The 18,884-nt window shown below is 72.3% G+C and carries 18 protein-coding genes; 12 read left to right on the forward strand and 6 right to left on the reverse strand.

The features are described from left to right. Positions 1 to 37: 37 nt before the first annotated feature. Genes ACE3QY_RS21420 through ACE3QY_RS21430 form a run of 3 tightly spaced genes read right to left on the reverse strand, consistent with a single transcriptional unit; the run spans position 38 to position 1,086 of the window. Positions 38 to 346, reverse strand: coding sequence for a hypothetical protein (locus ACE3QY_RS21420; RefSeq protein ID WP_374458096.1), 309 nt, complete (start codon positions 344 to 346; stop codon positions 38 to 40). A 45-nt stretch (positions 347 to 391) separates the two neighbouring features. Continuing rightward, positions 392 to 862, reverse strand: coding sequence for an NUDIX domain-containing protein (locus ACE3QY_RS21425; protein ID WP_374458097.1), 471 nt, complete (start codon positions 860 to 862; stop codon positions 392 to 394). Beyond that, the gene (locus ACE3QY_RS21430; RefSeq protein WP_374458098.1) at positions 859 to 1,086 is read right to left on the reverse strand and encodes an antitoxin; all 228 of its coding nucleotides are present in this window, start codon (positions 1,084 to 1,086) and stop codon (positions 859 to 861) included. Before ACE3QY_RS21430 ends, ACE3QY_RS21425 begins: the two co-directional genes overlap by 4 nt. A gap of 87 nt (positions 1,087 to 1,173) precedes the next feature. Here ACE3QY_RS21430 and miaA point away from each other — a divergent pair, with 87 nt between their 5' ends. The 9 genes from miaA to hflX all read left to right on the forward strand — a co-directional run bounded on the left by miaA (position 1,174) and on the right by hflX (position 10,790). Continuing rightward, positions 1,174 to 2,100 carry a tRNA (adenosine(37)-N6)-dimethylallyltransferase MiaA gene (miaA, locus tag ACE3QY_RS21435; RefSeq protein WP_374458099.1) on the forward strand — a complete coding sequence of 309 codons (927 nt, stop codon included), beginning with the start codon at positions 1,174 to 1,176 and terminating at the stop codon, positions 2,098 to 2,100. A gap of 19 nt (positions 2,101 to 2,119) precedes the next feature. Beyond that, positions 2,120 to 2,638 (forward strand): dihydrofolate reductase family protein, encoded by a 519-nt coding sequence (locus tag ACE3QY_RS21440; RefSeq protein WP_374458100.1) that lies wholly within the window; start codon positions 2,120 to 2,122, stop codon positions 2,636 to 2,638. 100 nt (positions 2,639 to 2,738) lie between these two features. Further along, positions 2,739 to 4,595 (forward strand): gamma-glutamyltransferase, encoded by a 1,857-nt coding sequence (ggt, locus tag ACE3QY_RS21445; protein WP_374458101.1) that lies wholly within the window; start codon positions 2,739 to 2,741, stop codon positions 4,593 to 4,595. A 28-nt stretch (positions 4,596 to 4,623) separates the two neighbouring features. Continuing rightward, positions 4,624 to 5,409 (forward strand): diaminopimelate epimerase, encoded by a 786-nt coding sequence (gene dapF, locus ACE3QY_RS21450; protein WP_374458102.1) that lies wholly within the window; start codon positions 4,624 to 4,626, stop codon positions 5,407 to 5,409. A gap of 57 nt (positions 5,410 to 5,466) precedes the next feature. After that, positions 5,467 to 6,243: an SDR family NAD(P)-dependent oxidoreductase gene (locus ACE3QY_RS21455; RefSeq protein ID WP_374458103.1), complete on the forward strand. Its 777-nt coding sequence runs from the start codon at positions 5,467 to 5,469 to the stop codon at positions 6,241 to 6,243. A 136-nt stretch (positions 6,244 to 6,379) separates the two neighbouring features. Then, positions 6,380 to 7,240: an NYN domain-containing protein gene (locus ACE3QY_RS21460; protein ID WP_374458104.1), complete on the forward strand. Its 861-nt coding sequence runs from the start codon at positions 6,380 to 6,382 to the stop codon at positions 7,238 to 7,240. A 14-nt stretch (positions 7,241 to 7,254) separates the two neighbouring features. Beyond that, positions 7,255 to 8,391, forward strand: a complete 1,137-nt coding sequence (locus ACE3QY_RS21465; RefSeq protein ID WP_374458105.1) for a thrombospondin type 3 repeat-containing protein — start codon at positions 7,255 to 7,257, stop codon at positions 8,389 to 8,391. 52 nt (positions 8,392 to 8,443) lie between these two features. Then, positions 8,444 to 9,181 (forward strand): thrombospondin type 3 repeat-containing protein, encoded by a 738-nt coding sequence (locus ACE3QY_RS21470; RefSeq protein WP_374458106.1) that lies wholly within the window; start codon positions 8,444 to 8,446, stop codon positions 9,179 to 9,181. Positions 9,182 to 9,245: 64 nt separating this feature from the next. Then, complete coding sequence (gene hflX / locus ACE3QY_RS21475) at positions 9,246 to 10,790, forward strand: GTPase HflX (protein WP_374458107.1); 1,545 nt, start codon at positions 9,246 to 9,248, stop codon at positions 10,788 to 10,790. Between the two features lie 113 nt (positions 10,791 to 10,903). On the opposite strand, the gene ACE3QY_RS21480 is transcribed toward hflX, so the two are convergent. Next, on the reverse strand, positions 10,904 to 13,057 hold the full coding sequence (locus ACE3QY_RS21480) for a M14 family zinc carboxypeptidase (protein WP_374458108.1): 2,154 nt from the start codon (positions 13,055 to 13,057) through the stop codon (positions 10,904 to 10,906). 163 nt (positions 13,058 to 13,220) lie between these two features. On the opposite strand from ACE3QY_RS21480, the gene secD reads away from it, so the two are divergent. The 3 genes from secD to ACE3QY_RS21495 all read left to right on the forward strand — a co-directional run bounded on the left by secD (position 13,221) and on the right by ACE3QY_RS21495 (position 17,736). Then, positions 13,221 to 15,503: a protein translocase subunit SecD gene (gene secD, locus ACE3QY_RS21485; RefSeq protein ID WP_374458109.1), complete on the forward strand. Its 2,283-nt coding sequence runs from the start codon at positions 13,221 to 13,223 to the stop codon at positions 15,501 to 15,503. Between the two features lie 38 nt (positions 15,504 to 15,541). Then, entirely contained in the window at positions 15,542 to 15,673 is a 132-nt protein-coding gene (locus tag ACE3QY_RS21490) for a hypothetical protein (RefSeq protein WP_311287604.1), read from the forward strand. Between the two features lie 65 nt (positions 15,674 to 15,738). Further along, complete coding sequence (locus ACE3QY_RS21495) at positions 15,739 to 17,736, forward strand: ATP-dependent DNA helicase (protein ID WP_374458126.1); 1,998 nt, start codon at positions 15,739 to 15,741, stop codon at positions 17,734 to 17,736. Positions 17,737 to 17,738: 2 nt separating this feature from the next. Here the strand turns inward: ACE3QY_RS21495 and ACE3QY_RS21500 are convergent, their stop codons facing one another. Both ACE3QY_RS21500 and ACE3QY_RS21505 read right to left on the reverse strand, forming a co-directional pair. Beyond that, positions 17,739 to 18,152, reverse strand: coding sequence for a DivIVA domain-containing protein (locus tag ACE3QY_RS21500; protein ID WP_374458110.1), 414 nt, complete (start codon positions 18,150 to 18,152; stop codon positions 17,739 to 17,741). Continuing rightward, a complete protein-coding gene (locus ACE3QY_RS21505) occupies positions 18,152 to 18,883 on the reverse strand; it encodes a sulfotransferase family protein (protein ID WP_374458111.1) in 732 nt (243 codons plus the stop codon). Before ACE3QY_RS21505 ends, ACE3QY_RS21500 begins: the two co-directional genes overlap by 1 nt. Between the last annotated feature and the right edge of the window lies 1 nt (position 18,884).

Here is an 18,884-nt window from a genome sequence, read left to right on the forward strand (position 1 = left end):
GCCAGACGACTCCGGGACTCCACGATCCTCAGCTTGATCAGGCAGGCGGCTCGGGGGACCCGTCCTCGGCCTCCTGGCCGGCCTCGGGCTCACCGGTGGTCGCGGCGCTGTCGCGCGTCGTGTCGGACTCCTCGTCCTCGGAGCCGTCGGGCTCCTGCTGCTTGTCGTCCGGCTGGGAGATCTCGTCAGGGACCGTGTCGTCGACCGCCGGGTTGTCGTCGGGGTCCAGGTCGCGGCCCAGGCCGTCGTCGGCCGGGTCGACCGCCAAGGCGTCCGCGCCTCCGGGGTAGAGCTCGGGCTCCTGCGTCGTGGGCTCCGGGATCGGGCCCAGGTCGTTGTCGTTCATTGCTACCTCCTGCTCATCGATCGTGCCCAACGGCCCCATGTGGGGCTACCCCCGTTCGGGGGGCCACCCGAAGGTCAGGTAGCCGGCGCCGGAGAAGAGCTGCCCCAGCGCGTGCGCCTCGTGCGGCACCGTCGGCTCGGGGAGCGCCGACAGCGGGAACCATCCCAGCGCCGTCGCCTTCGTGGTCTCCACGATCCGCGGCTCGCCGCTCCAGGACCGCGCAGTGAAGAAGAAGTCGACCCGCTCCTCCACCGGCGGCCCGAACTGGCTGCGCTGCATCGTGAACGCGAAGTCCAGCTCGATGTCGGTGATGGCCAGCTCCTCGAGCGCCTCGCGGTGCGCGGCGTCGTACGCCGTCTCGCCCGGCTCGACGTGCCCGGCGGCCGCGGCCGCCCAGTGTCCGGGCATGTAGGGGACGGGCCCCCGCTGCTGGAGCAGCACCTCGGTCCCCGACCCGCCCTCCCGCAGCAGGTACACGTAGGAGGCCGGGACGAGGGCGAAGGGAACCGCCGTCACGCCTGCGTGGTCGGCGGTGCGGGCGGGATGTCGTCGTTCTTGCCGTCGAGCGAGTCGAGGGCGTCACGGGCCTTGCCCGTGGCCTTGTCGATCTTGTCGGCGTGCTTGCCGCCGGTCTTCTCGTTGGCGAAGGCACCGGCCTTGTCGATGCCGTCGGCGATCTTGCCGCCGTGGTCGTCGACCGCCTTGGTGAGCTTCTCCTTGGCCTTGTCCAGGAACGACATGAGCTCCTCCTCCGGGGGATTCCGGCCCACCCCCACGGGTGGTGACTCCGGCGTCAAGGAGCCTAGCCCTGCTGGGAGAATGACCCCATGCCCCAGCCCATCGTCGCCCTCGTCGGCGCGACCGCGTCGGGCAAGACGGGGCTCAGCCTCGACCTCGCGGAGCGGCTCGGCGGCGAGGTCGTCAACACCGACGCGATGCAGGTCTACCGCGGCATGGACATCGGCACGGCGAAGCTGCCGGAGGCCGAGCGGCGCGGCATCCCGCACCACCTCCTCGACCTGCTCGACGTCACCGAGCCGGCCACCGTCGCGCTCTTCCAGGGCTGGGCACGTGAGGCGGTCGCCGACATCCGCGGCCGCGGTGCCGCGCCCGTCCTCGTGGGCGGCTCCGCGCTCTACACCCGCGCGATCGTCGACCGCTTCGAGTTCCCCGGCACCGACGACTCGCTGCGCCGCGAGCTCGAGGTCGAGCTCGAGCGGGTCGGCAGCCAGGCCCTCCACGCGCGGCTGGCGGGCGTGGACCCCGAGGCGGCCGCCCAGATCCTGCCCGACAACGGCCGCCGGGTCGTGCGCGCGCTCGAGGTCGTCGCACTCACCGGCCGCCCGTTCAGCGCCAGCCTGCCCCGTCTCGAGTACGCCGACCCGCTGACCGTGCAGGTCGGTGTCGACATCGACCGGCCGACCCTCGACGAGCGGATCGGCCGGCGGGTCGACGAGATGTTCGCCGCCGGGTTCGTCGCGGAGGTCGAGGCCCTGCTCGAGGAGGGCCTCGCCGAGGGACGCACCGCCAACCGGGCCATCGGCTACCGCGAGGTGATGGGCTTCCTGGCCGGCGACCGGTCGCTCGACGAGGCGGTCGAGCAGACCAAGGTCGCCACCCGCCGCTTCGCCCGCCGGCAGGACTCGTGGTTCCGCAAGGACCCGCGGATCGCCTGGGTGGCCCACGACGACCCCGACCGCGTCGGGAAGGCGCTCGCCGCGATTGAGGGAATCGATCAAGCCGAGCGTCGGTGAGCGGTGCCAAGGTGGATCCATGGCGACCATCTACTACACCGGCTGCTCCCTCGACGGCTTCATCGCGACGCCCGAGCACTCCCTCGACTGGCTGACCTCCCGCGACATCGACAACGACGGTCCGCTGGCCTACCCGGCGTTCCGCGAGCGCCTCGGCGCGTGCGTGATGGGAGCCACGACCTGGCAGTGGATCCTCGACCACGACGACGACCCGTGGGGCCCGCTGCCGACGTGGGTGCTCACCCACCGCACCTTCCCCGAGGCGCCCGACTCCGTCCGCTTCGACCGCGACGACATCCCGCGCATCCACGCCGAGATGACCGAGGCCGCGGACGGGAAGGACCTCTGGGTGGTCGGCGGCGGCGAGCTCGTCGGCCAGTTCCACGACGCCGGGCTGCTCGACGAGGTCTGGATCCAGTACGCCCCCTGCACCCTCGGCGCGGGCGCTCCCGTGCTGCCCCGGGCGGTCGAGCTGCGCCTGGAGGAGGTGGCCCGCAACCGCGACTTCGCGTGCCTGCGCCACACCGTCGTGCGCTGATCCGCCGGGGCCAGGCAGGCGACACGCCCCACCCTGCGGGCGTGGACAGCGCCCCTGCCGGCAGGCAGGGTGGAGGGACCGTCTCTCGGGAGGTTCCCCCATGCACCGTCTCGCCCGCCCTGTCCTCGCGACCCTCGCCACGGCCGGCCTCGTCGTCGCACCCCTCGTCCCGGGTGCCCAGGCCAGCCCCGGGGCCGGCGAGAAGCCGTCCGCCAGCGCGCCCGACCTCAGGCCCACGGCCAAGGACCCGACCGCGATCGGCAAGGGCGGCGCCATCAGCACCGTGGACCCCGAGGCCAGCGCCGCCGGGCTGAAGGTGCTCAAGCAGGGCGGCAACGCCGTCGACGCCGCCGTCGCCGCCGCCGCGACGCTCGGCGTGACGGAGCCCTACAGCGCCGGCATCGGCGGTGGCGGCTACTTCGTGTACTACGACGCCAAGACCGGCAAGGTCCGCACGCTCGACGGCCGCGAGACCGCGCCGAACAAGATGCCGCAGGACGCCTTCATCGACCCGGCCACCGGCAAGGCGTACAACTTCACGCCCGAGCTGGTCACCAGCGGCGTCAGCGTCGGCACGCCGGGCACGCTCGCCACCTGGGACAAGGCGCTGGCCAACTGGGGGACGCTGTCGCTCGCCGACGCGCTCGCCCCGGCCACCAAGGTCGCCACCCGCGGCTTCAAGGTCGACGAGACCTTCCGCCAGCAGACGCTGGACAACAAGGAGCGCTTCGCGGCCTTCAAGGACACCAGGAAGCTCTTCCTCCCCAAGGGCGATGCCCCCGCGGTCGGCTCGGTCTTCCGCAACCCGGATCTCGCCGCGACGTACGACCTCATCGCCGCCAAGGGCACGTCCGCGTTCTACCGCGGACCGCTCGCGCGGCTGATGTCCGACGTGGTGCGCAAGCCGCGGACGACCAAGAACACCGAGCTCCCGGTGCCGAAGGGCTACCTCACGCCGCGGGACCTGCGCGACTACAAGGTGCGCTCGCAGAAGGCCACCCGCACCTCCTACCGCGGCCACGACGTCTACGGCATGGCGCCGTCGTCGTCCGGTGGCACGACGGTCGGCGAGGCGCTCAACATCCTCGAGCGCTACGACCTCTCCGCGATGACGCCCGAGCAGGCGCTGCACCACTACCTCGAGGCCAGCGCCCTCGCCTACGCCGACCGCGGCAAGTACGTCGGTGACCCGGCCTTCGTCGACGTCCCCGTCAAGCGGCTGCTCGACGACAAGTACGCCGCCGAGCGGGCCTGCTCGCTCAACCCGGCCAAGGCCGCCACCAAGCCCGTCGCCGCCGGCACCCCGACGTCGTACGACGGCGTGTGCACGCCCACGACCGCCAAGGGTGAGACCGACGCGGACACCGAGAACATCTCCACCACCAACCTCACCGTCGCCGACAAGTGGGGCAATGTCGTGGAGTACACCCTCACCATCGAGCAGACCGGGGGCTCCGGCATCACCGTCCCCGGGCACGGCTTCCTGCTCAACAACGAGCTGACCGACTTCTCGACCGTGTACGACGCCGCCGACCCCAACCGGATCCAGCCGGGCAAGCGGCCGCGGAGCTCCATGTCGCCGACGATCGTGCTCAAGGACGGCAAGCCCTTCCTGGCGCTGGGCTCGCCCGGTGGCTCGACGATCATCACCACGGTGCTGCAGATGCTGGTCAACCGCATCGACCTCGGCATGACCATCGAGGAGGCCATCGCGGCGCCGCGCGCCACCCAGCGCAACACCGCCAACGTGACGGCCGAGCCGGCGTTCATCGCGGCCTACGGTCCGGCCCTGACCAACCTCGGCCACACCCTCGTCCCGGCGGGCGACGCCTTCACCAGCGCTGCCGAGATCGGTGCCGCGACGGCCATCGAGTTCGGGCGCAAGTCCCGCCTCACCGCGGTCGCCGAGCCGAGTCGCCGGGGCAAGGGGTCCGCGCGCGTGGTCGACCCCCGGTGAGGCGCGGGCGGCCTGTCACACTGGAGGCGTGAGCTACCCCTTCCTCAAGGGCCACGGCACCGAGAACGACTTCGTGGTCCTGCCCGACCGCGACGGGTCGGTCCACGGTGACCTGAGCCCGGAGCGCGTGCGGGCACTGTGCGACCGCCGCGCCGGCATCGGCGGCGACGGGGTGCTGCGGGCGGTCCGGCGCGAGGGCGGCTGGTTCATGGACTACCGCAACGCCGACGGCTCGGTGAGCGAGATGTGCGGCAACGGGATCCGGGTCTTCGCCCGCTACCTCCACGAGCGCGAGGGCGAGCCGTTCCCGATGGACATCGCCACGCGCGACGGGGTCAAGCGGCTCGACCGGACGGGCGAGGAGTACACCGCCGACATGGGGGCCCCGGAGGTCCTCGGCGAGACCAAGGTGTCCGTGGGCGACCGCACCTGGGCGGCGCTGCACGTCTCGATGGGCAACCCCCACGCGGTCGCGTTCGTCGACGACCTGGCCCACGCCGGTCACCTCGACGACCCGCCCGAGCACGACCCCGCCGTCTACCCCGACGGCGTCAACGTCGAGTTCGTGGTCCGCCGCGGCGAGCACCACGTCGCGATGCGGGTCCACGAGCGCGGCTCGGGCGAGACCCGCTCGTGCGGCACGGGAGCGTGCGCGGTGGCGGTCGCGACCGCGCTGGCCGACGACGCGCCCCGCGGTACGACGTACCGGGTCGACGTCCCCGGCGGCACCCTCCACGTCACCTGGACCGACGACGACCGCGTGCTGATGACCGGCCCGGCGCTGCTGGTCGCCGAGGGCCAGACCGACCTCTAAGGGGCCAGCGAGACCTCGTTCCTCGGTCGTCGCTGCCCGTCTCATACGATCCGGGCCATGGACATCACCGGATCCACCGCCATCGTCACCGGAGGCGCCAGCGGCATCGGTGCCGCGGTCGCCCGAGCCCTCGCCGCGAAGGGAGCGGTGGTCGTCGTCGCCGACCTCAACGCCGAGAAGGGCGAGGCGCTGGCCGCGGAGATCGGCGGCGTCTTCGCCGCGGTCGACGTGACGAAGACCGACCAGATCGCCGCCGCCGTCGAGCACGCCGCCGAGATCGCCCCGCTGCGCGCGTGCGTGAACTCCGCCGGCATCGGCTGGGCCCAGCGCACCATCGGCCGCGACGGGCTGCTCGAGCAGGCGCACGACCTCGACGCCTTCAAGAAGGTCGTGGAGATCAACCTGATCGGCACCTTCGACATGACCCGCCAGGCCGCCACCGTGATGAGCCGCAACGAGCCCGACGCCGACGGCCAGCGCGGCGCGATCGTCAACCTCGCCTCGGTCGCCGCCTTCGACGGCCAGATCGGCCAGGCGTCCTACTCCGCCTCCAAGGGCGGCGTCGTCGGCATGACCCTCCCGGTCGCGCGCGACCTCTCGGCAGCCGGCATCCGGCTCAACACGGTCGCGCCGGGCCTCATCGACACCCCGATCTACGACGCGTTCCCCAACCCGGAGGAGTTCAAGGCCAACCTCGGCCAGAACGTGCTCTTCCCCAAGCGACTGGGCCACGCCGAGGAGCTGGCCAGCATGGTCGTGGAGTGCCTCACCAACTCCTACATGAACGGCGAGACGATCCGCGTCGACGGCGGCATCCGCATGCCACCCAAGTGACGGACCTGCGGATTCCACTGGTCCAGACCGAACGTCCTCATTTCGTACAAAAGGCGGACGCCGTGCGTGGCCCGGGTCGAGGGTCGATCCCATCGGGGAACTGATCGACTTCATCGCAGTCCGTGGGGGGCACGAGATGACCAACCTGGTGGAGCCGCGACGCGCGGCAGACGAAGAGAACGACGCCGGCATCGGCTCGTTCGGCGACGGCGAGCTGACCACGCTCGTACGCCGCTGGATGGCGGCCGGCACCAAGGTGCAGGAGCGCGTGCGACGCGAGAGCGTCCTCCGGGTCGCGCCCGCACCCGACGACGCCGAGGCGGCCGAGGCCACCGAGGCGGTCGACGAGGTGGACGCCGACCAGCCAGCGGCCGAGGTCGAGGTCGAGGTCCAGGCCGAGGTCGACACGGAGGTCGCGCCCGAGGTCGAGGCGGTGCTGACCGACGAGGCCGAGGAGACCGACGTCGTGGAGGTCGAGGAGCCGGCGCTGCTCGGCGCCCCGCCGCTGCCGCACCGCCCGACCACCACCGAGGTGGAGCAGGCGACCCGCGTGGCGGTGCTGATCGACGCCCGCCGGGTGCCCGAGGACGTCGCGACCGCGCTGCTGGCGCGCCTGGCCGAGCGCGGCTCGGTCAACGTGTGCCGGGCGTACGCCGACTGGACCCGGGCGGACCTCGGCGACTGGGTGGCCCGGCTGCGGCTGCAGGGGCTGCACTCCTTCCACCAGTTCTCCGACGACGACGACCAGGCGCTGGTCGCGCTGGCCATCGACGCCGTGGACATCGCGCGCGACGCGGCGGTGGACGAGGTCGTGATCGCGGGGGACATGACCTCGTTGCTGCCGCTGGTGCACCGCCTGCACGCGGCCGGCGTACGGGTCGTGGTCGTGGGGCCGGGGCACACGCCGCACGACGTGCGGGCCGCGTGCGACGAATTCCTGGACTCCGGCTCGATCGGCGCCGACGACGTGGTCCCGGCGGGTCGGCACCGCGCCTGACCTAGCCTGACCCGGTGCGCGCGCCCCTGAACCGAGTCGTCCTGCTGGTCCTCGCGGCCGGCCTCCTCTCGGTGGGCGTGCCTGCCACGTCCGCCACAGCGGCGCCGGTGCCCTGCACCCGGACCTTCGCGGGTCCGGCGAAGGCGATCGCGCCCGAGACGACGCCGGACACCGCGCCGGCGTACGTCTGGACGACCAGCGCGCTCAGCGTCCCGGCGGCGTCCAACGTCGAGGACGTCGACGTCACCTTCGACATCACCCACCCGTCCGCGAAGGACATCACGGTGCAGCTGACCCGGCTGGTCGGCACCACCGTGACCCACTCCGTACGCCTGCAGCCGCGGCTCACCGCCGACACCGGCGCCGAGCCGCGGCCGCTCACCTTCGACGATGAGGCGACCGCGACCTACACGACGGCGTCGGGGAGCGGGACCTACCGCCCGAGCGCGTCGCTGACCGCGTTCGACGGAGCGGCGGCCGGCGCGACCTGGCGGCTCGACGTGGCCAACTGGCACGGCGGCACGACGTCGCGGATCAACGCGTGGTCGGTCCGGATCTCCTACTCCAGCTGCGACGCCGACGACGACGGCGCCGAGGACCACACGGACAACTGCCGCGGCCTGGCCAACCCGGACCAGGCCGATCTCGACGGCGACCGCATCGGCGACGCCTGCGACGGCGACCCGGACGGCGACGGCTTCGTCGGGGCGGCCGACAGCTGCCCGCGGGTGCCGACGACCACGCAGCCCGACACGGACGCCGACGGGGTCGGCGACGCCTGCGACACCGACGACGACGCCGACGGCCGCGCCGATGGGTCGGACGGGTGCCCGACGGTCGCGGCCGGCACCCCGACCGGGTGCCCGGCAGTCGCCACCAAGGTCCGGATGGAGAAGAAGAAGGGCCGCCTCGTCGGACGCGCCACCTCCGACGCCCGCGCCTGCGCCTCCGGCGTGGAGGTGACCCTCAAGCGGGTGCGGGCCGGTCGTGACCAGAAGCTGGTCGTCCTCCGGACCCGGTCCGGCGGGCAGTTCCGCACCAAGGTCCCGGCCGTGGGTGGGCGCTACTACGCCGTGCTGCGCCCGCGGTACGCCGCCGGGGTCGCCGAGTGCGGCACCAGCCGGTCGCGCCCGGTGCGGGTGCGGCACTGAACCTTTGCCCACGGCCGGGTTTGAGCGGGCGCGGCGGGGGAACAGCCCCGCCATGGGAGAGCGTCTCGGGAGCAGGGTCCTCGTCGGTGTCGTGCTGGTGGTCGTGGCCGCGCTGGGGGTGACCCAGCCCGGTGCCTCGGCCGAGTCGGCCGGCGACGCCGCGCCGCAGTCGCTGCCGACCGCCTGCCCGGTGCCGCAGGGGCCCGGCGTGGCCGCCGGCGACTGCGAGCCGCCCGACCCGTGCGAGCGCGACGCCGACGGCGACGGCGTCCCCAACTGCCTGGACAACTGCCGCACCACGGTCAACCCCGGGCAGGAGGACGCCGACGCGGACGGCGTCGGCGACGCCTGCGACCCGACGCCGTACCCGACGCAGCCCCCCACCACCCAGCCGCCGACGACCCCGCCGACGACCCCGCCGACGACCTCCCCGAGCCCGACCGCGACGGTGACGCCGACCACCGGTCCGGCGCCGACGGCGACCGCCCACCCCGGCTGCCAGACCTCCTGCGCCTACGCGCGCACCGTCGACCTCAGGATCGCGGGCGCGAAGCTGCGCGGCACCGTCGCCTCCACGGCGGTGGGCTGCCAGGGCGGGGCGACGGTGACGCTGTGGCGCCAGAAGACCGGCACCGACCGCCGCCTGGTGGTGCTGTCGAGCCGCGCCTCGGGCAGGTTCCGGACCGACCGCCCCACCCGCCCGGGCCGCTACTACGTCACCGTGGCCTCGCCCGAGCAGCCGCTGTGCGGGCCGGCGACCTCGCCGGCCGTGAAGGTCACGCGCGGCTGAGCCGGGAGGCGTTCGTCAAAGTCGTTCGCGCAGGTCAGGCCGGGCGACCTACCCTTGGAGGCATATGACGAACGCACCTGACTTCCCACAGCACGACTTCACGCTGCGCGACGCGCTCGACGCGACCCGCGGCTGGGACGACGAGACGATCGAGCTCGACGACGAGCTGCTCGACACCGAGGACGACTTCGAGTCCGGCTACGCCGACGAGACGTCGTACGACGACGACGGCGACCCGGAGGAGCTGACGATCGGCGCGCAGGAGCTCGCCGAGCGCCACGCCCTGCGCCGCGTCGCGAGCCTGCGCACCGAGCTCGAGGACATCACCGAGGTCGAGTACCGCCAGCTCCGGCTGGAGAAGGTCGTGCTCGTCGGCGTGTGGACCGAGGGCTCGGTCACCGACGCCGAGAACTCCATGGCCGAACTCGCGCTGCTGGCCGAGACCGCCGGCTCCGAGGTGCTCGAGGCCGTCTTCCAGCGCCGCCAGAAGCCCGACCCGGCCACCTACATCGGTCGCGGCAAGGTCGACGCGATCCGCGAGATCGTGCAGGCCACCGGCGCCGACACCGTCATCGCCGACGGTGAGCTCGCGCCCAGCCAGCTGCGCAACCTCGAGGACCGGATCAAGGTCAAGGTCGTCGACCGCACCGCGCTGATCCTCGACATCTTCGCCCAGCACGCGAAGAGCAAGGAGGGCCAGGCGCAGGTCGAGCTGGCGCAGCTGCAGTACATGAAGCAGCGCCTCCGCGGCTGGGGCGGCAACCTGTCGCGCCAGGCCGGTGGCCGCGCCGCCGGCGGTGACGGCATCGGTGGCCGTGGTCCCGGTGAGACCAAGATCGAGACCGACCGGCGCCGGATCAACACCAAGATCGCCAAGCTGCGCCGCGAGCTCAAGGAGATGCGCGGCACCCGCGACGTCAAGCGCCAGTCGCGCCGCCGCAACCACATCCCCAGCGTCGCGATCGCCGGCTACACCAACGCCGGCAAGTCCTCGCTGCTCAACCGGCTGACCGACGCCGGGGTGCTGGTGGAGGACGCGCTGTTCGCGACCCTCGACCCCACCACGCGGCGTACGACGACCGCCGACGGCCGCGTCTACACCATGTCCGACACGGTCGGCTTCGTCCGCCACCTCCCGCACGACCTCGTCGAGGCGTTCCGCTCGACCCTGGAGGAGGTCGCCGACTCCGACCTGCTGCTCCACGTGGTCGACGGCTCGCACCCCGACCCCGAGGGCCAGATCGCCGCCGTCCGCCAGGTGCTCGCCGAGATCGACGCCACGAAGGTCCCCGAGATCATCGTGATCAACAAGGCCGACGCCGCCGACCCGCTGGTGATCAGCCGGCTGCGCGCCCGCGAGCCGCACAGCGTCGTGGTCAGCGCGAAGACCGGCGAGGGCATCGCCGACGCGCTGCGGATGATCGAGTCCGAGCTGCCGCGCCCGCAGGTCGAGTTCGACGTGCTGCTGCCCTACGAGCGCGGGGACCTGGTCAACCGGATCCACCAGGAGGCCGAGATCGGCTCGCTCGAGCACACCGGCGACGGCACGCTCGTCGTCGGCCGGGCCAACGCCGACCTCGCCGGCGAGCTGGCGGCGTACGCTCGCTGACCTTGCTGCTGACGCTTCACCATGGGATGCAGCCGAATGGGCGCTTGCCACGGTCAACTGACCGCGGCAAGCGCCCATTCATCGACATCCCATGGTGAAGCAGCGCCGGCGGGTCAGCGCTTCAGGCTGCCCCGGCGGCAGATCTCACCGACGCCGGCGACCTGACCGCGGTCGACGACGACCTCGCGGGTGCCGAGCACCCGGCCCTTCCGGTCGGTGCACGAGACCAGCCACGACTCCTTGACGCCGGTGTCGATCGGCGGGTCGGGGCTCTCGAAGGTGACCTGGCCGGTCCAGTCGTGCGCCGCGTCACCGCCGGCGTAGTTGTCGGCGACGATCGTGTACGTCCCCGGCTGCGGGTCCGGGATCCGGATCACCTCCGGGTTGGCGAGCGTCGCACCCGACCCGACCGGGGTGCCGTCCGGGCCGAGGACCGTGAAGTCCCAGTCGTAGGCGGTCGGGTTGTCGGACGGCCAGCCGATCGAGACGACGGCGTAGCCGTTGTCGGCCGTCGGCAGTCCCTGCACCTCGAAGGTCGTCGACTCGTTGCTGCCCACCGCCGGCACGCCGGGCGGGTTGACCAGCGTGACGGTGCCCTGCGGCGGCGCCTCCGGGTAGCGGCCGTACCGTCCGGCCACGAGCGGGCGGGTCGAGGGGTTCACGTCGAGGGTGAACCGGCCGCCGCGGTCGGTGGCGTACGTGTTGACCAGCGTGTCCTCGTAGAGGATCGGGTCGCCGACGGTCCCGTTGGGCTGGATGACCGGCGACGTCGGCGAGACCGTGTGCTTGGAGACGGTGATCGTCTTGCCGGCCGGCGCGGTGCCGCGGATGCGGGAGTGGAGCGCGTCGTCGGCCGCCGCCTCCGCGGCCAGCCAGTACGCCTCCTGGTTGCCGCCGCGCCCGGCGCTGTCGGCCGGTGCCTCGCCGAGGTACTCACCGACGACGGCCTCCTCGTAGGCCGGGTGGAAGCCCTCGTCGCCGATCTCGATCGTGTAGCCGAAGCCGCCGGTGATCCAGTAGCTCCAGTCCTCGGTGGAGCCGGAGGTGTCGTAGAGCTGGTACGACGCCTGGCTGGTGTAGGCGTTCTCCGCCGCCATCGCGTCACCGAGCGCCTTGAGCGCCGGCTCGTCGGGCGCCTTGCCGGTGGCCGCGATCGCCGGCGGCCGGAGGACGAGGTTGCTGTAGGTGTGGTTGGAGATCATCACCGTCACGGCCCGCTCGGAGATGAGCTGGCGCACGGCGTCGGACTCGGGCTCGCTGCCGGGACCGTCGCCGCGGTAGGTGTCGCTCGACCACGTCGGGCTGGCGCCGCCGCCGCCCCAGAAGCCGGGGTAGTTGCGGTTGAGGTCGGTGCCGCGCAGCCGACCCGCGGGGTTGTCCGCGCACGTGCCGCCGAGGTACGCGGCGGGGGTGTTGGCCGAGATCGAGCAGTTCTTCCGCTTCATCTCGTAGTCGAACTGGCTGAAGTCGCCCAGCGGTGCGGCGCCGCGCGAGATCTTGAAGCCGTCGACGTTGACGACGGGGACCACGATGACCCGCGACTCCGTCAGCACGCGCCGGGCCCGGTTGCGGACGTCCCGGTCGCGGTCGTAGTAGGACTGCAGCAGGTCGAAGGCGAACTCCATGGTGTGCTCGGCGCTCGGCCACTCGCGGGCGTGGTGGGCGCCCATCAGCAGGAAGACCGGCTTGCCGTCGCGCACGTCGGGGGCGTCGACGCTGATCTCGAGGCCGCGGATCCGCTCGCCGAGGACCGTCGGGTTCGCGAGCGTGAGCGGCTTGGTGAGCGTGGGGTAGAGCCGCGCGAGGCGGAACATGTCGCGCAGGTAGTCGTCGTAGGTGCGGTACGACGTGCGCCCGCTGGGCAGCGCGGACTCCGCGACGCTGGCGGCGTACGCCTTGTCGGCCCTGCGGTTCTTCGCGGCCAGCGCCTCGAGGTCGTCGACCGTGACCGTCCAGGTGAAGCCGGCGTCCTCCAGGGTCTGGGCGTCCTGCGCGTCGTGGAGGACCACCTCGATGCCGCGCTCGGTGGCGTGCTCGGTGGCGTCGAGCCCGAGCGCGATGACCTCGTTGCGGTCCGCGACCTCCGGGGCCCGGACCATCACCACCTGGGTGGTGTCGTCGGAGGCGGTGCGGGCGATCTCCCGCCGTCCGTCGTCCGGCCCGGTGCTGCCGGACGCCACTCCGGCGCCGGCGGCCAGGCCGGCTGCCACCAGCCCGCCGACTGCCACCACCCGGGTGCTGCGGAATCGTTTCGTACGCGTCGCCATGGGGCCCCTCCCGAGATCGCGGCCGTGGGTCGGCCGCAGTCTGTCCACACAACACCCCCGCCTCGGTCCCTGTCGAGGGGCGGAACCTTCGGGTGGTGCCACGCGTTGACGATCCCGGGCCCGGATTCGGGCGTTCTCAGTCGAGTAGTAGAGGATGTCGCGCATGTCACGTGGTGTCTGGGTCCGCTTCATCCTCGTGCTCGGCCTCCTGGTCGGGTGCGCGGCGCTCGCCGTCAACGTCAAGCCGAACCTCGGCCTCGACCTCAAGGGTGGCGCGCAGTTCGTCTTCCAGGCGGAGGGCACGGAGGAGACCCCGGCGACGGCGGAGAACGTCGACAAGACGCTGACCGTGCTCAACCAGCGCGTCAACGCCCTCGGCGTCGCCGAGTCCAACGTGATCCGCCAGGGCGAGGACCGCATCCTCGTCGAGCTGCCCGGCGTCACCTCCGACAAGGAGGCCCAGGACGCCGAGGACAAGATCGGGTCGACGGCCAAGCTGACCATCCACGAGGTGCTCAAGACCGTCGCGGCCGACGCCAAGCCCGAGAAGGACAACCAGGTGCTGCCGTCCGACCAGGGCGACACCCTCGAGGTCGGCCCCACGGTCATCCAGGGCGAGGAGATCACCGGCGCGAGCGCGGTCCAGCGTGAGAACAGCGTCGAGTGGGTCGTGGCCATCGACTTCAACGGCAAGGGTGGCGACACCTGGGCCGACATCACCGGCAAGGCCGCCTGCAACCCGTCCGGCGACCCCAAGCGCCGCATCGCGATCGTGCTCGACGGCGAGGTCATCTCCTCGCCCGAGGTCAACACCGGCGTCGGCTGCGACGTCGGCATCCGCGGCGGCTCGACCGACATCACCGGCAGCTTCACGCCCACCGAGGCCAAGGACCTGGCCGCGCTGATCGAGGGCGGCTCGCTGCCCCTGGAGCTCACGGCCATCTCCGACCGCCTCGTCGGCCCCTCGCTGGGTGCCGCGGCGATCGACGCCTCCATCGAGGCCGGCATCATCGGCATCGTCCTGACCGGCCTGTTCATCATCGTCGTCTACCGGCTGGTCGGCTTCGCCGCGACGCTCGCGCTGGCGTCGTACGCCCTGCTGGCGTACGCCATGCTCGTCGGCCTCGGCTCGACGCTGACGCTGCCCGGCCTCGCCGGCTTCGTGCTCGCGATCGGCATGGCGATCGACGCCAACGTGCTCGTGTTCGAGAGAGCGAGGGAGGAGTACGCCGCGTATCCCTCCGCCGGTCTGCGCCGTGCGCTCACCGTCGGCTTCAACAAGGCGTGGAGCGCGATCATCGACTCCAACGTCACCACGCTCCTCGCGGCCGGCCTGCTGTTCTTCCTCGGCTCCGGCCCGATCAAGGGCTTCGGTGTCACCCTGACCATCGGTGTCGTCGCGTCGATGGTGTCGGCGCTGATCGTCGCCCGCGTGCTGTGCGACCTCGCGGTCGCGAACAAGTCCGTCGCCCGCCGCCCGGCCGTCAGCGGGCTCGGCCACCTCGGCAGGGTCCGCACCTGGCTCGACCGCAAGAACCCGCAGATCGTCCAGCGTCGCAAGACCTGGCTCGGCATCTCGGCCGCCGCGCTGGTCGTGGCCATCGCCGGCATCGTGACCCAGGGCCTCCAGCTCGGCGTCGAGTTCACGGGTGGTCGCCAGCTCGACTACTCGGTGTCCAAGGACATCAGCGTCGACCAGGCCCGCGAGGCCGTCGCGGCCGCCGGCTTCCCCGAGGCCGTCGTGCAGACCGCCGACACCGCCGACTTCACCGTCCGCGTCGGCGAGATCAGCAACGACGAGGAGCAGCGGATCGAGGACGAGCTGGCCAGCGTCGGCGGCGACGTCTCCAAGGTCGACGACCAGACGATCGGCGCCTCGCTCGGCGAGGAGCTGCGCAACAACGCACTCATCGCCTTCGGGGTCGCCTTCCTGGCGCAGCTGCTCTACCTCGCCGTCCGCTTCAAGTGGACCTTCGGCGTCTCGGCCGTCGTGGCGATGCTCCACGACGTGATCCTCGTCGTCGGCCTCTTCGCGTGGCTGCAGAAGCCGATCGACGGCATCTTCCTGGCGGCGGCGATGACCATCGTTGGTCTGTCCGTCAACGACACCGTCGTCGTCTTCGACCGCATCCGCGAGCGCTGGTGGGCCTCCAAGCCCGAGGACGACTTCATGGACGTCGCCAACACCGCCAACGTGGAGACGATCCCGCGCACGGTCAACACCGGCCTCGGCTCGATGTTCATCCTGGCCGCGCTCGCCATCCTCGGTGGCGACTCGCTCCAGGACTTCGCCATCGCGCTGCTCGTCGGCCTCGTGGTCGGCACCTTCTCCTCGGTCTTCGTCGCCACCCCGCTGCTGACCTACATGCAGCCCAAGTGGCCGATGAGCCGGGTCAAGAAGGAGCGGGTCGAGCGTGCGCCCGAGGACTCCGGCGCGGTCGTCTGACCGGCCCGCTCCTTGCTGCGGCGGCGTAGGCTCACCGCATGTTGTGGCTCCTGCTGATCGTCGTGCTGGGCGTCGTGGCCTACCGCTACCGCGTCAAGATCCTGGCCAAGGTCCTCGGTCAGCCCGAGCGGCGCATCGAGCGCCAGATCGGTCGCAAGAAGAACTACTGACCGGACTCCTGCGGCCTGTTGTGGACGGCGTACGACAAGGTGTCGGCGCCGCCCCGTAAGGTGCTCTGGTGCCCGAGACCACCGCCCCCGCCGCCCCCGTCGCGGAGGTCCTGGGCAAGGCGGTGTCCGCCCTCGGCGGGCAGCAGCGCGACGGCCAGGTCCAGATGGCCTCCGAGGTCGCCGAGGCGATGGAGGGCGGCCGCCACCTGCTCGTCCAGGCCGGCACCGGCACCGGCAAGTCGCTGGGCTACCTCGTGCCCGCGCTGCTCCACGACAAGCGCGTCGTCGTCGCCACCGCGACCCTCGCGCTCCAGCACCAGCTCGTCGAGCGTGACCTCCCGCGCCTGGTCGAGGCGGTCAAGGACGTCCCCGGCATCGACACGTCCTATGCCGTGCTCAAGGGCCGCTCCAACTACGCCTGCCTCCACCGCATCCGCGCCGGCGTACCCGACGACCAGGGCACCCTCGTCGACGTGCCGACCGGGTCGATGGCCGAGAAGGTCCTCGAGCTGCGGGCGTGGGCGGAGGTGGAGTCCGAGCAGGGCGGCAGCGGCGAGCGTGACAACGCGCCGCGCCACACCGACCGCGAGTGGCGCCAGGTCTCGGTCAACCACCGCGAGTGCTTGGGCGGCACGAAGTGCCCCTTCGGCGCGGAGTGCTTCGCCGAGCTGGCCCGCGAGAAGGCCCACCGCAGCCACCTGATCGTCACCAACCACTCCCTCCTCGCGATCGACGCGATCGAGGACGTCCCGATGATCCCCGACTACGACACCGTCGTCATCGACGAGGCCCACGAGCTCACCGCCCGCGTCACCCAGGCCGCGACCGACGAGCTCGGCGCCAACGACGTCGAGCGCGCGGCCCGACGCGCGTCCCGCTGGACCGCCGACGCCGAGGGCGACCCGGCCGGCGACCTCGAGGACGCCGGCGCCCAGCTGGCGGAGGCGTTCGAGGCGATGGGGGCGGGCCGGATCGACGAGGTCCCGCAGCAGCTCGGCGACGCGCTCGTCGCCGTACGAGACGCGGCGCGCGCGTGCCTGTCGGCGTTCCCGCGTGAGTCGCCCGGGGAGGGCGAGTCCGACGCCGGCCGCACGCAGGCCAAGGGCATGGTGCAGGAGGTCTTCGTCAACGCCGAGCGGATGGCGGCGGGCTCCGACCGCGACGTGCTGTGGCTCGGCGAGGCGCGCGACCGGTTCCCCGCGCGGCTCCACGTCGCGCCGCTCCAGGTCTGGGGCCCGATGCGCGACAAGCTGCTCACCGACAAGACCGTCGTGTTCACCAGCGCGACCCTCATGCTCGGCGGCGACTTCGGCTCCGTGGCGACCTCGCTCGGCCTCAAGCCCACCGAGCGGGAAGGGTCACTCGTCGCGCCCAGCGACCCCGACACCGCGCTGCCGTGGAAGGGCCTCGACGTCGGCTCGCCGTTCGACTACGGCCAGCAGTCGATCCTCTACGTCGCCCGCCACCTGCCGCAGCCCGGCCGGGACGGGCTCGGACCGGCGCAGCTCGACGAGATCTGCGACCTGGTCGACGCGCTCGACGGGCGCACGCTCGGGCTCTTCTCCTCCCGCCGCGCCGCCGAGGCGGCGGCCGAGGCGGTGCGGGCCAGGCTCCCGCATCTCACCACGCTCGCCCAGGGCGACGCCCAGCTGCCCGAGCTCGCCAAGCAGTTCGTCGAGGACCCGCACACGGTCCTCTTCGGCACGCTGTCGCTGTGGCAGGGCCTCGACGTCCCGGGCGACACCTGCCAGCTGGTGATCATCGACCGGATCCCCTTCCCGCGCCCCGACGACCCGCTGATGTCCGCACGCGCCAGGGCGGCCGACCAGGCAGGCGGCAACGGCTTCATGGAGGTCTCCGCGACCCACGCCGCGCTGCTGCTGGCGCAGGGCGCCGGCCGGCTGATCCGCAACACCACCGACCGCGGCATCGTCGCGATCCTCGACCCGCGGCTCGAGACGGCCCGCTACGGCCGCTTCCTCAAGGCGTCACTGCCGCCGATGTGGTCGACCACCGACCCGGCGCTCGTGCGCCAGGCGCTCAAGCGCCTCGGCGGCTCCTGACATCAGCGGAAGAACAGGTAGAGCAGCACGACGCTCACGGCGAGCACGGCGATCCTGGCGAGCAGCTGCACCCGCTCGCCGACCGTCTCGGGAGCGCGGGCGTCGAGGTCGACGATCACGTCGGGTGCCTCGTCCGGCGCCGTCGTGGCCGGCTGCTGCTCAGGGTCCACCCCACCCGTGCTGCGGCGCGCGGTCTCCGCGGCAGCCAGGTCGAGCCAGCTGTCGACCTCGCCCATGTCGTACCCCTGCTGGAGCCGCACCGGCGTGAAGCGCAGGCTCGTGATCTGGTCGGCGCCGAAGCGCAGCTCGGGCAGGGCGAGGTTGTCGAGGACCAGGTCGACGGCCCGGTCGACCTCTTCCGTGTCGTAGCCCTCGCGCATCGAGGTGGTGCTGAAGGTGGGGCGCTCGAGAGTCATCAGATGGGCTCCTGGTAGCCGAAGAGCTGGTAGTCACGGCGGTACATCTGCGCCACCAGCGTGCGCAGCTCGTCGGAGACCTGCCGGTCCCGGCCGCCGGGGGCGGTCTGGTTCTTCGGGGCGGTCGGCACGGCCGGCGCCCCGACGCGCTCGCAGACCTCGGCGAAGTCGGCGTCGAAGGTCTCCAGGCGGCCGACGAAGTCGACCCGGTTGAGGTCGATCATCCGGCTCTGGAGGGTCAGGTGCTGGTCGGTGCCCGGCACCGCTGACAGGTCCTGCGCCGCGGTCCAGCGCGCGAACTCCTCGACGTGCTGCATCCGCTCGTGCGTGACCGGGTCGAAGTCGTAGTAGTTGTGGTCGACGACCTTGTCGTGCCACGCGGAGACGAAGCGGTCGAGGGGGTCGCGCACGAACGCGAAGGTGAAGTAGTCCGCGAAGGTCGCCAGCGGGTAGCGGATCCGCATCGCGTGGTCGACGTCGAGGCTCACCCCGTGGGTCTCGCAGTGGTGCCGGATCGTGCGGGTGGCGACCTTGGCCACCCGGAACCACACGAACCGGTGGCTGTGGCTGATGGTCAGGTTGTACGCCAACGGGCTGAGCCAGCCGGACGCCTCGCCCGCGAGGGCCAGCCGGTCGACCTCCGCCTGGCCCGCCGGGGTCAGCCGACGGCGGTTGCCCGGACGGGTGCGGAACACCTCCGGGGACGGGACGGCATCGGCGGGCTCGGGCATC

It is taken from the genome of Nocardioides sp., assembly GCF_041913365.1.
GTDB lineage: Bacteria > Actinomycetota > Actinomycetes > Propionibacteriales > Nocardioidaceae > Nocardioides.

What these genes read in the sequence shown, in the direction of transcription:
- ACE3QY_RS21420 (WP_374458096.1), bottom strand. Translation starts at nt 346, where the DNA reads ATGAACGACAACGACCTGGGCCCGATCCCGGAGCCCACGACGCAGGAG.
- ACE3QY_RS21430 (WP_374458098.1), bottom strand. Translation starts at nt 1,086, where the DNA reads ATGTCGTTCCTGGACAAGGCCAAGGAGAAGCTCACCAAGGCGGTCGAC.
- miaA (WP_374458099.1), top strand. Translation starts at nt 1,174, where the DNA reads ATGCCCCAGCCCATCGTCGCCCTCGTCGGCGCGACCGCGTCGGGCAAG.
- ACE3QY_RS21440 (WP_374458100.1), top strand. Translation starts at nt 2,120, where the DNA reads ATGGCGACCATCTACTACACCGGCTGCTCCCTCGACGGCTTCATCGCG.
- ggt (WP_374458101.1), top strand. Translation starts at nt 2,739, where the DNA reads ATGCACCGTCTCGCCCGCCCTGTCCTCGCGACCCTCGCCACGGCCGGC.
- ACE3QY_RS21455 (WP_374458103.1), top strand. Translation starts at nt 5,467, where the DNA reads ATGGACATCACCGGATCCACCGCCATCGTCACCGGAGGCGCCAGCGGC.
- ACE3QY_RS21460 (WP_374458104.1), top strand. Translation starts at nt 6,380, where the DNA reads ATGACCAACCTGGTGGAGCCGCGACGCGCGGCAGACGAAGAGAACGAC.
- ACE3QY_RS21470 (WP_374458106.1), top strand. Translation starts at nt 8,444, where the DNA reads ATGGGAGAGCGTCTCGGGAGCAGGGTCCTCGTCGGTGTCGTGCTGGTG.
- hflX (WP_374458107.1), top strand. Translation starts at nt 9,246, where the DNA reads ATGACGAACGCACCTGACTTCCCACAGCACGACTTCACGCTGCGCGAC.
- ACE3QY_RS21480 (WP_374458108.1), bottom strand. Translation starts at nt 13,057, where the DNA reads ATGGCGACGCGTACGAAACGATTCCGCAGCACCCGGGTGGTGGCAGTC.
- secD (WP_374458109.1), top strand. Translation starts at nt 13,221, where the DNA reads ATGTCACGTGGTGTCTGGGTCCGCTTCATCCTCGTGCTCGGCCTCCTG.
- ACE3QY_RS21490 (WP_311287604.1), top strand. Translation starts at nt 15,542, where the DNA reads ATGTTGTGGCTCCTGCTGATCGTCGTGCTGGGCGTCGTGGCCTACCGC.
- ACE3QY_RS21500 (WP_374458110.1), bottom strand. Translation starts at nt 18,152, where the DNA reads ATGACTCTCGAGCGCCCCACCTTCAGCACCACCTCGATGCGCGAGGGC.
- ACE3QY_RS21505 (WP_374458111.1), bottom strand. Translation starts at nt 18,883, where the DNA reads ATGCCCGAGCCCGCCGATGCCGTCCCGTCCCCGGAGGTGTTCCGCACC.